This is a genomic window from Nocardioides sp. 31GB23 (assembly GCF_040012395.1).
Classification (GTDB): domain Bacteria; phylum Actinomycetota; class Actinomycetes; order Propionibacteriales; family Nocardioidaceae; genus Nocardioides; species Nocardioides salarius.
The window spans coordinates 1-11,992 of record NZ_JBDYKJ010000103.1 but is presented as its reverse complement, the minus strand read 5'-3'; the positions used below and the strand labels follow the sequence as shown (position 1 = coordinate 11,992).

At 75.0% G+C, this 11,992-nt stretch carries 11 protein-coding genes; 5 read left to right on the top strand and 6 right to left on the bottom strand.

Features of this window, described 5'->3' with window-relative positions:
• The 4 genes from ABKW28_RS21700 to pilM all read right to left on the bottom strand — a co-directional run.
• Window positions 1-932, bottom strand: a 932-nt coding sequence (locus ABKW28_RS21700; protein WP_348613207.1) for a bifunctional diguanylate cyclase/phosphodiesterase, incomplete at its 3' end; no start/stop codon positions are given.
• A gap of 1 nt (window position 933) precedes the next feature.
• Window positions 934-1,593, bottom strand: coding sequence for a hypothetical protein (locus ABKW28_RS21695; protein WP_348613205.1), 660 nt, complete (start codon window positions 1,591-1,593; stop codon window positions 934-936).
• Window positions 1,590-2,465, bottom strand: coding sequence for a hypothetical protein (locus ABKW28_RS21690; protein WP_348613203.1), 876 nt, complete (start codon window positions 2,463-2,465; stop codon window positions 1,590-1,592). Before ABKW28_RS21690 ends, ABKW28_RS21695 begins: the two co-directional genes overlap by 4 nt.
• Complete coding sequence (gene pilM / locus ABKW28_RS21685; RefSeq protein WP_348613201.1) at window positions 2,462-3,520, bottom strand: pilus assembly protein PilM; 1,059 nt, start codon at window positions 3,518-3,520, stop codon at window positions 2,462-2,464. Before pilM ends, ABKW28_RS21690 begins: the two co-directional genes overlap by 4 nt.
• Before the next feature lie 238 nt (window positions 3,521-3,758).
• Between pilM and ABKW28_RS21680 the strand changes: the two genes are divergently transcribed.
• The 5 genes from ABKW28_RS21680 to ABKW28_RS21660 are packed head-to-tail and all read left to right on the top strand — an operon-like array spanning window position 3,759 to window position 9,699.
• Complete coding sequence (locus ABKW28_RS21680; protein WP_348613199.1) at window positions 3,759-4,889, top strand: PilT/PilU family type 4a pilus ATPase; 1,131 nt, start codon at window positions 3,759-3,761, stop codon at window positions 4,887-4,889.
• Window positions 4,886-5,410, top strand: coding sequence for a hypothetical protein (locus tag ABKW28_RS21675; protein WP_348613197.1), 525 nt, complete (start codon window positions 4,886-4,888; stop codon window positions 5,408-5,410). Before ABKW28_RS21680 ends, ABKW28_RS21675 begins: the two co-directional genes overlap by 4 nt.
• Entirely contained in the window at window positions 5,407-7,227 is a 1,821-nt protein-coding gene (locus ABKW28_RS21670) for a GspE/PulE family protein (RefSeq protein WP_348613195.1), read from the top strand. Before ABKW28_RS21675 ends, ABKW28_RS21670 begins: the two co-directional genes overlap by 4 nt.
• Window positions 7,214-8,485 (top strand): type IV pilus twitching motility protein PilT, encoded by a 1,272-nt coding sequence (locus tag ABKW28_RS21665; protein ID WP_348613193.1) that lies wholly within the window; start codon window positions 7,214-7,216, stop codon window positions 8,483-8,485. The genes ABKW28_RS21670 and ABKW28_RS21665 overlap by 14 nt, the downstream gene beginning before the upstream one ends.
• Entirely contained in the window at window positions 8,482-9,699 is a 1,218-nt protein-coding gene (locus ABKW28_RS21660) for a type II secretion system F family protein (protein ID WP_341229202.1), read from the top strand. Before ABKW28_RS21665 ends, ABKW28_RS21660 begins: the two co-directional genes overlap by 4 nt.
• A 186-nt stretch (window positions 9,700-9,885) precedes the next feature.
• Here ABKW28_RS21660 and ABKW28_RS21655 read toward each other — a convergent pair whose 3' ends face one another.
• Window positions 9,886-11,253: a hypothetical protein gene (locus tag ABKW28_RS21655; RefSeq protein ID WP_348613191.1), complete on the bottom strand. Its 1,368-nt coding sequence runs from the start codon at window positions 11,251-11,253 to the stop codon at window positions 9,886-9,888.
• A gap of 10 nt (window positions 11,254-11,263) precedes the next feature.
• A partial coding sequence (locus tag ABKW28_RS21650; RefSeq protein WP_348613189.1) for a hypothetical protein occupies window positions 11,264-11,992 on the bottom strand: 729 nt, incomplete at its 5' end.

Here is an 11,992-nt window from a genome sequence, read left to right as displayed (position 1 = left end):
CCCCCCCCCCCCCCCCCCCCCCCCCCCCCCCCCCCCCCCCCCCCCCCCCCCCCCAGCCGGTCGGGCAGGGCGGGGTCGAGCAGGCTGTGCGCGGACAGGTTCACCGAGACGCCAGCCTCGGGGGCGCAGACGCTGAGCACCGCGTGGTCCTCGAGGGCCTGGCGCACCGCCAGGTCGTCGAGCGCCGTGGCCAGGCCGTGGCGCGCCGCCAGGGGCAGGAACCCGGCCGGGCCGAGCGGCCCCAGCCGGGGATGCTGCCAGCGCAGCAGCGCCTCGAAGCCGACGATGGTGCCGTCGGGGCGGACCTGCGGCTGGTGGTGCAGGCGCAGCTCGCCGTGCCCGTCGCCGCCCAGCGCCCGGGCCAGGTCGGCGGCCAGGTCGTCGTCGGCCGGGGCCGCGCGGCCCGACAGCGTCACCACGCCGGGGCGCGGGCCGCCGCCCTTGCGGGCGTACATGAGCTGGTCGGCCGCCGCGAGCAGGGTCTCGACGCGGGTGCCGTCGACGCCGGCGAGGGCGACCCCGACCGAGGCGCCGGTGGGCACCTCGACACCGTCGACGTGCACCGGCTCGCCGAGGGCCGCCAGGATCGAGCCGGCCAGGGCCTGCGGCTCGGTGTCGCCCTCGAGCCGCACGACCAGGGCGAACTCGTCGCCGCCGACCCGGGCCAGCACCGCGTGGGGCCCCACGGTGCGGCGCAGGCGCACGGCGGTCTCGACCAGCAGCCGGTCGCCGGCGGCGTGGCCCAGGGCGTCGTTGACCTGCTTGAGCCGGTCGACGTCGACCAGCGCGACGGCGGCGCGCCGGCGCTCCTTGGCGGCGGTGTCGAGGAGGGCCTGGCCGCGCTGCAGCAGGCTGTCGCGGTCGCGCAGGCCGGTCAGCGGGTCGCGGCGGCTCAGCGGCCGTCGCCGGCCCGGACGGCGGGGTGCGGCCATCTCAGCGACCGCCCGTGGAGTCGCCACCACCGGCGCCGGGCTGGTCCGTGGCTGCGCCCGCGTCCGCACCGGCGCCGCGGGGGCGCTCGACCGGGGCCGCGACGAAGGTCGAGCCCTGGATCGAGGCCCGGGCGGCCCCCGCGCCGGCCTCGCTGCTCGCGGTCAGGGTCACCGAGCGCACCAGGAAGGAGCGGTCCATCGACTCGAGCTCGGCGAGCAGGCGCCGCAGGCTCCGCTCGTCGGCCTCGACGTCGAGGGTGACGCTCTGCTCGGCGAGCCGGACCGTCGCGGGGTCCTGCTCGACAGGGGCGGTGGGCAGGCCGGGGGAGAGGGCGGTGACCTTGCCGGGCGCGATGCCGGCGGCGGCCGCGGCGGCGTCGACCATCTCGAAGAAGCCGGGCTGGTCGGCGGTCGGCGGGAAGAGCGTGGCCAGGTCGTCGGCGACGTCGTCGACGGCGCCGAGGTCGCCGGCCTGCTGCTCGAGGCCGGCCAGCTGCACGGTGCGCAGCGCGTTGGCGTCGGCGGTCGCGACGACCTCCTGGCGTGCCTCGGCGAGGTCGGCCCGGGCCGGCCCGAGCAGCAGCAGCCACGCGGCGGCGGCGACCAGCAGCAGCGCGAGGGCGCCCAGCACGCGGGTCGCGGTGACGGTGTGCAGGCTCATCGCTCCTCCTCCTCGAGGGTCTGGTCGGTCTCGTCGGCGGTCGTGGGGTCGAGGCGCTCGAGCAGGTCGTCGTAGCGCCCGGTGAAGGCCCGGGGGTCGACCCCGACCGAGCCGGTGAAGCTGACCTCGGCGGCCTCGTCGGTGGTCGTGGTGGTGATGAAGGGCTCGATGAAGAGCTTCTCGGCGGCCAGCGCCTGCACCAGCTGTGCCACCACGCGCCGGCTCGGTGCGGTGCCGCTGAGCTCGAGGCAGGCCACCACGGTCGTGGTCGCGAAGGGGTCCGGCCCGGGGCAGGTGGCCAGCAGGCCGCGAGCGGGGTCGTCCTCGGGGGCGACCGGCTCGGCCGGGTCGGTGCCCGCGTCGGTGCCCGGAGCGGCGGCGGTGCCGTCGGCGGGGGCCGCTGGGGCCCCCGGAGGGGCGGCCAGCGGCAGCACCAGCGTGGTCGACTCGAAGCTGGTGCCGCCCGGCGCCAGGTCGACCAGCGTGTCGAGCACGGTCGCGTGCGAGATCTCGGTCCACATCGTGTCGTGGACCTCCTGCGAGCGGGTCCGCACGTCGGCGATGTAGCCGCTGACGGGGGCCAGGCCGTCGATGCGCGCCTCCAGCGCGGCGCCGACCGCCTGCTCGCCGCGCAGCTCGGCGGAGGCCTCGCGCAGCAGCAGCTGGTGGAAGGCCCAGGCTCCTCCAGCCGCCACGACCAGGGCGAGCAGCGCGTAGGCGAACCGCTTGCGCAGCGCGCGCACCCGCAGCCCCTCGCGCACCCACGGCGAGAGCAGGTTGACGCCGGTCCGCCCGGCGTACGCCGCCTGCTCGGGGATGCTGGGAGGGTCCTCGCCGCGCCGCCCGAGCGGACGGGTCAGCAGGCCGCTCACGCCGCGCCCTCCAGGCCCAGCCCGAGCGCCACGGCACCGGCGGGGGAGGCCGCGTCGTCGTGCAGGCGCACCGGCAGGCCCCAGGCGGCCCGACCGTGCTCGACCAGGCCGGGCAGCAGGCTGCCGCCGCCGGTGAGCACCACCCGGCGGGGCGCGGTCGCGGGGTCGTGGCCGGAGTGGAAGTCGAGGGTGGTGCGGACCTCGGCGAGCAGGCGCCCGACGCCCTCCAGCAGCACCGACTCCTCCAGCGACCGCGCGGAGCGGCCCACCTCGGGCAGCGTCCCGGGGGTGCGCTTGAGCGCCTCGGCCTCGTCGCGGCTGCGCCCGGTCTGCTCCATCAGCACCCGGGTGAGCATCTCGCCGCCGAGCCCCGAGGCGACCCGCACGAACCACGGCCGGCCGTCGACGTGCACCGCGACCGAGACGGTCTGGGCGCCGACGTCGACGACGGCCTCGGGCACACCTGACCCGCCGGGGCCGTCGGGGCCGTCGGGGTGCACGGGCGTGCTCGCCACCGCGCGGACGGCGGCGAAGGCGGACAGGTCGGCGGTCAGCGGCACCAGCTTGGCGGCCTCGACGGCGCGCACCAGCCCGTCGACGGCCTCGCGGGCGGTGGCCACCAGCAGGATCCGGGACAGGCGGCGCGGGGCGCCCTGGTCGTCGACGCCCTGCGCCTCGCCGAGCGGGACGTGGTCGATGTTGGCGTCGTCGACGGGCACCGGCAGCAGGTCGGCGACCTGGAAGCGCAGCGAGCGGCGCAGGTCGTCGTCGGGCATCCAGTCGAGGTCGAGCTGGCGCACCAGCACCGAGGCCGACCCGACGCCCAGGTGCACCTGGCGGGTGCCGAAGTGCTGCTCGGCCCACAGCTGGCGCAGCGCCGACACGACGGCGGCGCGGTCGCGCACCAGCCCGGCCTCCACGGCGCCGGGCGGCAGCGCCACGCTGCCCGAGCGGCGTACCCGCGAGCCCCGGCCGGCCGCGCTGCCGCCCAGGCGCACCTCGGTGCCGCTGACGGCCGCGCTGCCGATGTCGAGGCCCACCACGCTGCGTGCCATTGTCGTCCTCCCGCTCCCGCGCCCTGGGTGCAGGGCTGACTGGGGCATCGGTCGTCGCGAGGTGCACCTTGAGCCCTGACGCGGACCTGATGCGGACCTGGCGCGGACCTGGCACGGACCCGACGCCGCGGACCGGTGCCGCGGACCGGTGCCGAGGTGCCCTCAAGGTGGGGGCCGGGGCTGCCGAGACCTCTCCTGACAGCCGCCCAGACACCCGCCCAGACACCCGAGGAGCACGGTGAGCCTCACGCTCGAGCAGGACCACACCACCCTCGCGGGGCTGCGCCCGCTGCTGGAGGCCGTGGTCGACGCCGGCGCCTCCGACCTGCACCTGCGCGCGGGCGAGCGCTCGCGGATGCGGGTGCAGGGCGCCCTGACCGACGTCGGCGAGGTGGTCCCCGCCGAGCAGGTCGCCGCGATGGTCGCGGCCTCGATGGGCCCCGACGCGCGGGCGGCGTACGACGCCGACCTGGAGGCCGACTACGCGCTCACGGTGCCGGGGCTCGCGCGCTTCCGCATCAACGCCTTCCGCAGCCGCGGCGCCGACGCGATGGTGCTGCGCCTGGTCGGCGCCGAGCCGCAGCGCCTGGCCGACCTGGGGATGCCCGAGGTGCTGCACCACCTGGCGATGCGCCCGCGCGGGCTGGTGCTGGTCACCGGACCGACCGGCTCGGGCAAGACGACCACGCTGGCCTCGATGATCGACGCGATCAACGAGGAGCGCCCGGTGCACGTGCTGACGCTCGAGGACCCGATCGAGGTCGTGCACACCAGCCGGCGCGCCACCGTCACCCAGCGCGAGCTCGGCAGCGACTCGCGCAGCTGGTCGGGCGCGCTGCGCTCGGCGATGCGCCAGGACCCCGACGTGATCCTGATCGGCGAGATGCGCGACGCCGACACCGTGCACGCCGCGCTGTCGGCGGCCGAGACCGGCCACCTGGTGCTCTCGACGCTGCACACCACCGACGCGCTCGAGACGGTGCAGCGCATCATCGACTTCTTCCCGCCCCACGAGCAGCCGCGGGTGCGGGCCGCGCTGGCCAGCAGCCTGCAGGGCGTGGTCTGCCAGCGCCTGGTGCCGCGCCGGCGCGGCGGCCGGGCCTGCGTGCTCGAGATCGCGGTCGCCGACGCCCGTCTCGTCGAGGCGGTCGCCGACCCCGAGCGCACCTCCGAGATCCCCGACATCCTGGCCCAGGGCGAGTACTCGGGGATGCAGTCCTTCGACCAGCACCTGCTGCGCCTGGTCGTCGAGGGCACCGTGGACCCCACGGTCGCCCGCGGCGCGGCCAGCAACCCGCACGACTTCACGGTGATGCTGCGCCGGGCCGGCTGGCGGCCCGACAGCGACCCCTCGGGAGGACCACGATGACCCAGCGACCCACCCCCCAGCAGGCCCCCCAGCAGACCCCCCAGCAGACCCAGCAGCAGACGGGCGCGGCGTACGACGTCGACCCCGGCACGCTGAGCCTCCCCGAGCTGCGCGGCTACCGCGCCCGGCTGCGCGAGGAGGAGGACCGCGTCTCCTACTGGCGCCGCGTCGTGCACGCGCGCACCGACCTGATCGAGGCCGGGCGCGACACCTCCGGCGGGCTGGGCCTCGACCAGGTCGAGCGGGCGCTGGGTGAGACCGGCAGCGGCGCGCGGCGCGAGGCGCTGCTGCGGGTGCGCGCCTTCGACCCGCTGCCCGAGCTGCCGGTGCTGGCCGAGATCTGGCAGCACGACGGTGACCCCGCGGCCACGGTGGCCCGCCTGGGCGAGGCCTCCGAGCAGCTGTCGGCCTACCGCACGGCCCTGCACCGGCGCATCGACGCCGCCACCGAGGAGCTGGTGGCTCGCTACCACCGCGAGCCCGCGCTGGCGCTGGCCCTGCTGCCGGGGAGCGCGGCGTGAGCGCCGCGACCCCGTGGGAGGCCGCCTGGGCGGGCGCGTCGCCCGAGCCGGGCGAGGGCGGGCGGCTGGTGCCGCTGCCCGGTGGTGCGCGGCGGCGCACCGACCTGTGGCACAGCGAGGACGACCGGCTGACCACCACCGCCGACAGCACCGTCACGGCGCTGCTGGCCGCCGAGGTGGTCACCCCCGACCAGGTCGACGACGCCCGCGCGGCCGTGGCCGCGGGGGAGGGGCACGGCTCGGTGATCGAGGCGCTGCTCGACGACCTGGAGGACGCCGACGACCGCGCCCGGCTGCTGCAGGTGGCGGCCGGGGTGGCCGGCGTCGAGCACGTCGACCTCACCGAGACCGGTGTCGACGCCGCGGCCGCGGCCCTGGTCAGCGGCGAGTTCGCCCGCCGGGCCGGGGTGGTGCCCTTCGCGAGGCGCGACGGCGCCCTGCTCGTGGCGGTACCGGTGCGCTCGGCCGTCGACCTCGACCTCAAGGACGACCTGGCCCGCGTCAGCGGGCTGCCGGTGCGCTTCGCGCTCGCCGGGCGCCACGAGATCGAGCAGCGCCAGGGCGAGGTCTACCGCGCCGAGGAGGAGCTCGCCGGGCTCACCTCCGACTTCGCCACCGACGCCGTCGAGGACCTCGCCGGGCTGACCGAGGTCGTCGACGACGCCCCGGTCGTGCGGTTCGTCAACCTGCTGATCAGCCAGGCGATCTCCGACCGGGCCTCCGACCTGCACCTCGAGCCGACGCAGCACGACCTGCGGGTGCGCTACCGCATCGACGGCGTGCTCGTCGACGCCCACCGGGCCCCGCGCAGCATCGTCAACGGCGTGGTCTCGCGCTTCAAGATCATGGCCGGCATGAACATCGCCGAGCGGCGCGTGCCGCAGGACGGCCGGCTCACGGTCACCCACGAGGGGTCCACCATGGACCTGCGCGTGGCCACCCTGCCGACCGTGTGGGGCGAGAAGATCGTGGCCCGGGTGCTCGACAACACCAACACCCGCCTGGGCCTCGACGACCTGGGCTTCGAGGCCGCCAACCGTGCCAAGTTCGCCGAGTCGTACGCCAAGCCCTACGGGATGATCCTGGCCACCGGGCCGACCGGGTCGGGCAAGTCCACGACCCTCTACGCCACCCTCAACATCCTCAACCAGCCGCACGTCAACGTGATCACGGTCGAGGACCCCGTGGAGTACCGGCTGCCGGGCATCAACCAGGTGCAGACCAACCCCAAGGCCGGCCTGACCTTCGCCTCCGCGCTGCGCTCGATCCTGCGCTCCGACCCCGACATCGTGCTGATCGGCGAGATCCGCGACCACGAGACCGCCTCGATCGCGGTCGAGGCGTCGCTGACCGGTCACCTGGTGCTCTCCACGCTGCACACCAACGACGCGCCCTCGGCGGTGACCCGGCTGGTCGAGATGGGCATCGAGCCGTTCCTGGTCGGCTCGGCGCTCGACTGCATCGTGGCCCAGCGGCTGTGCCGGGCGCTGTGCCCGCGCTGCCGCGAGCCCTACCGTCCCGACCCCGACGAGCTGCGCCGGCTGCGCTTCGCGTGGCCCGACGACGGCCCCCGCGAGATCTACCGCGCGCGCGGGTGCGCCGCCTGCTCGCGCACCGGCTACCGCGGCCGGATGGCGCTGCACGAGGTGCTGCCGGTCACCGAGGAGATCGAGCGGCTCGCCGTACGCCGCGCGCCCACCGAGGACATCGGGCGTGCCGGGCGCGAGCAGGGGATGACCACGCTGCGCGACGACGGCTGGACCAAGGTGCTGGCCGGGCGCACGACGATCGAGGAGGTGCTCCGTGTCGTGGGCTGAGAGCGGTACCGGTGGTGGCCTGGGGGGCGGCGTGGGCGGCGGCCCGGGTGGTGGCCTGTGGGACCAGGCGCAGGCCGAGGCGGGGGAGTCGCTGGAGCTCGACGACCTGCTGCGCCAGGTGCTCGACCTCGGGGGCTCCGACCTGCACCTGACGACCGGCGTCCCGCCGACGATCCGGGTGCGCGGCGAGATGCGTGCCGTCGAGGGCTTCGAGCCGCTCGAGGCGCGCCCGCTGCAGCAGGCGGTCTACGCGATGCTCACCGAGCGCCAGCGCAAGGTGCTGGAGGAGACCCGCGAGCTCGACGTCGCCTACACGGTGCCGGGCGTGGCCCGCTTCCGCGTCAACGTCTTCTGGCAGCGCGAGTCGATCGGTGCGGTGATGCGGCTGATCCCCTGGGAGATCAAGACGCTGGGCGACCTGTCGCTGCCGCCGGTGGTGGGCACCATCGCGGCCATGAAGCGCGGGCTGGTGCTGGTCACCGGGCCGACCGGCTCGGGCAAGTCCACGACGCTGGCCGCCATCATCGACCAGGTCAACCGCTCGCGGCGCGGGCACATCATGACCATCGAGGACCCCATCGAGTTCCTCCACGAGCACCGCGGCTGCATCGTCAACCAGCGCGAGGTCGGCGCCGACACGCACGGCTTCCGGGCCGCGCTGCGCCAGGTCCTGCGCCAGGACCCCGACGTGATCCTCGTCGGCGAGCTGCGCGACCTCGAGACCATCTCGGTGGCGCTGACCGCGGCCGAGACGGGCCACCTGGTGCTGGCCACGCTGCACACCCAGTCGGCGCAGGACACCATCTCGCGCGTCGTCGACGTCTTCCCCTCCGAGCAGCAGCAGCAGGTGCGCACCCAGCTGGCCGCGACCCTCAACGCCGTGGTCTGCCAGGCGCTGGTGCCGACCGCCGACGGGCGCAGCCGCGCCGCGGCCGTCGAGGTGATGGTGTGCACCACCGGCATCCGGGCGATGATCCGCGACGACAAGCTGCCCCAGATCCCCGGCGCGATGCAGGCCGGCGCCCGCGACGGCATGCAGACCCTCGACAACCACCTCGCCGAGCTGGTCAAGCAGGGGCGGATCACCCGCGAGGCGGCCCTCGAGCACTGCGTGAACCGTGAGGAGCTCATTGCCCTGCTCGGCTCGGGCGGGCTGCGCGGCACCCCCGGCACCGGCACGGCCGGCCCCGGAGCCCACGGCGAGAGCCTCAACCCCTGGCAGGCCCAGTCGCTGCCCTCGGGCGGGGCGCACCTGTGAGCACGCTCCAGTTCGACTACAAGGTCCGCGACGCCGCCGGCCGCTTCCGCGAGGGCAAGGTCAAGGCGCCCTCCGAGGGTGCGGTGGCCGAGCGGCTGGTCGCGATGGGCTACCAGCCGCTGCAGATCACCCGCGCCGGCACCGGCCTCAACACCGAGATCCGGCTGCCGGTCGCGCGCCGGGTCAAGCTCAAGGAGCTCGCGGTCTTCTCCCGCCAGCTCGCCACGATGATCGACTCGGGCCTGCCGCTGCTGCGCTCGCTGGGCATCCTGGCCGAGCAGGCCGAGAACCCCGAGCTGCGCCGGGTGCTCACCGGCGTGCGCCAGGCCGTCGAGGGCGGCGAGGCGCTCTCGACCGCGTTCGCCGCCGAGGAGGCGGTCTTCCCGCCGCTGATGGTCAACATGACCCGCGCCGGCGAGGCCGGCGGCTTTCTCGACTCCGCGATGCGCCAGGTGGCCGACACCTTCGAGGCCGACGTGCGCCTGCGCGGCAAGGTGAAGTCGGCGATGACCTACCCCGTGGTCGTGCTGATCATGGCCGCGCTGATGTGCGTGGGCATGCTGCTCTTCATCGTCCCCATCTTCGAGAACATGTTCGCCGACCTGGGCGGCGAGCTGCCGCTGCCGACCCAGGTGCTGGTCACGATCTCCGGGGCGATGGGCGTGCTGGTGCCGGCCGGGATCGTCGCCACGGTCGCCTTCGTGGCCTGGTGGCGCCGCTACGGCCGCACCCAGCGGGTGCGCGAGGTCCTCGACCCGCTCAAGCTGCGGCTGCCCGTCTTCGGGCCGCTCTTCGCCAAGATCGCGCTGACCCGCTTCACCCGCAACCTGGGCACCCTCCTGGGCTCCGGCGTACCCATCCTGCAGGCCCTCGACGTGGTCGCCGAGACCTGCGGCTCGACCGTGGTGGCCCACGCCGTCGCCGACGTACGCCGCTCCGTCGCCGCCGGCGAGTCGGTCGCCGGCCCGCTGGCCCGCCACGAGGTCTTCCCCGCGATGGTCGTGCAGATGATCGCCTCCGGCGAGGAGACCGGTGCGATGGACCAGATGCTGCACCGCATCGCCAAGTTCTACGACGAGGAGGTCGAGGCCACCACCGAGGCCCTCACCTCCCTCATCGAGCCGCTGATGATCGCCGGCCTCGGCCTGGTCGTCGGCGGGATGATCGTGGCCCTCTACATGCCGATCTTCTCGGTCTTCGAGCTGATCGGCTGACCCGCTGCCGCTGCCCCCGGCCGGCCCCGCCGCGGGTCGTGGTCCGGGTCGTGGTCTGGGTCGTGGCTCGGGTCGTGGCCCCTCGCCGCGCCATGGCGCGTCCCTGGGCACACGACCCGGACCACGACCCGGCACACGACCGGGACCACGACCGGGACCACGACCCACTGCCCGAGGCGGCAGCGGTCAGCGGTCGATCTCCCGGTAGTCCTCCACGGAGACCGAGAAGAGGCTGGGGCTGAGGTTGTCGAGGAAGCACTGGTTGAGCTCGAAGTCGAAGGCCCCGGCGAGGTTGAGGGTGTTGGCGAAGAGCGTGCCGACGTAGTCGGGGTTGCCGTTGCCCTTGTCGACCTCGCCGTAGGTCCGCGAGGTCAGCACGATGCTGGCCGCGACCTCGCTGTTGCCGTTCATCTTCACGTTGCCGCCGTCGATGACGATGAGCAGCGAGCGGGTCCACGCGCCGTCCTCGCAGCTGCTCTGGGCCCAGGTGCTGCCGAGCGCCTTCAGGTCCACGGTGCCGCCGGGCTCGGTGCGGGTCAGGTCGAAGTAGAGCACCGAGTTGGGGTACGTCGCGGGGTCCGGCACGCTCCACCCCGACGCCGAGCGCCAGTAGCTGCCCTGCGAGGTCGCCACGGTGCGCAGCTCGGCCAGCTTCCACTCCGGCAGCGGGTCGTCCTCGATGCCGAAGAGGTCCAGCAGCGCCGCGTCGTCGGCCAGGAAGGTGCCGTCGACGTCGATGTCGCCGTCCCCGTCGAGGTCGTCGCGGCCGTAGTAGCGCGGGTGCGCGCCGGCCAGGTCGGAGCAGGGGCCGCCGATGGAGTCCTGGTCCCAGCGGAAGGCCCCCGACGGGCACGGCTGGGAGCGGTGGATCGCCTTGGAGTCCGAGCCGCTGCAGGTCTTGTTGTTGCCGTTGCGGTCGGTGATGACCTGTGAGCTGTGCACCGCGGCCGGGATGCCGTACGCCGCGTCGGTGGTGCCGCCGAAGTCGATCTTGGAGCGGTTCCACACGCAGCCGGTGGAGAAGATGCTGACCCCGGACAGGTCCGGGGTGCCGGCCCCCTGCACCGAGCGGGCGTAGACCCCCAGCGGCAGCCCGACGTCGACGAGCGAGACGGTCACGTCTGCCTCGACCAGGCGCTGGGCGCGGGCCTCGCCGGCGCCGGCGAGCCCGCGGGAGTGGACGCGGTAGGTGCGCGCGTCGGCGCTGCCGCCGGGCTGCGGCACGATCCAGGACTCGTAGCGCTGGTCGTCGCTGTTGGCGACCGGGGCGCTCATCGGCGTCTCCTCGTCGCCCCAGGGGTTCGCCGCGCCGCAGGCCGGCGAGCAGGCGTCCAGGGCCCGGGTGCCGCTGGAGCGCAGGTAGGCCACCGCCTGGTTGAGCCCCGCGTCGGCGGCGTCGAGGGCCAGGGTGGCGTCGGTGGCGCGCCGGGTCGCGCCGAGGTTGTTGACGGTGACCCCGAGCACCGTGGTGCCCAGCACGGCCACCAGGGCCATCACCATCACGGTGATCACCAGGGCGCTGCCCTCGTCGCGGTGGCGGCTCGTCTCGTGCATGGGCCGGTCCTCAGCTCTGGGCGCGGTTGCGCAGGTCGGTCTGGGTGGAGAAGACGTGCTCGACGTCGCCCTCGGTGACGCTCAGCTCGACCCCGATCAGGTCGACGTGCTCCAGCTCGGGGTCGTCGGGGACGCCGTTGCGGTTGCCCACCACCGAGGCGTCGAGCTCCTGCCAGGTCGTGGGCACCCCGTCGCCGGAGGTGTCGTGCTGCCACAGGCTGCTGCGCAGCTGCAGGTCGAAGGTGGTGACCCGGCCGGCGAGCACCGGGCGGGTCACGGCGGTGCCGGAGGCGTCGTTGGCGGTCAGGGTCAGGCGCTGGTTGTCGGGGTCCCAGCGGTAGGTGAGCACCTCCGGGTCGCTCGCGTCGAGGTCGACGACCCCGTTGCCGTTGAAGTCGGTCCAGAACGTGATCGCGGTGGTGGTGCCGGTGCCGGTCGAGAACTGCACGCCGCGGATGTCGCTGGCCTGGCGCAGCTCGCGGGAGAAGCGCTGGAAGGCCAGCCGCGACTCGCCGGTCAGGTCGCCGGAGACCTGGATGCGGTCGGTGACCCGGGCGGTGGCCATCGCGAAGGACAGCAGCACCGAGCCGAGCACGACGAAGAGCATCATCGAGACCAGCACCTCGGCCATCGTCATGCCGGCGTCGCGGGGGAGCGGCTCGGTCGCCACGGTGCGGCCCGACGCCACGACCGACCCGCTCGCCGGGCTCGACCTCGACACGCTGCCGGTGCCGGGGCA

Coding starts and splice junctions, on each gene's coding strand:
- ABKW28_RS21695 (WP_348613205.1), bottom strand. CDS start 1,593: ATGAGCCTGCACACCGTCACCGCGACCCGCGTGCTGGGCGCCCTCGCG.
- pilM (WP_348613201.1), bottom strand. CDS start 3,520: ATGGCACGCAGCGTGGTGGGCCTCGACATCGGCAGCGCGGCCGTCAGC.
- ABKW28_RS21675 (WP_348613197.1), top strand. CDS start 4,886: ATGACCCAGCGACCCACCCCCCAGCAGGCCCCCCAGCAGACCCCCCAG.
- ABKW28_RS21655 (WP_348613191.1), bottom strand. CDS start 11,253: ATGCACGAGACGAGCCGCCACCGCGACGAGGGCAGCGCCCTGGTGATC.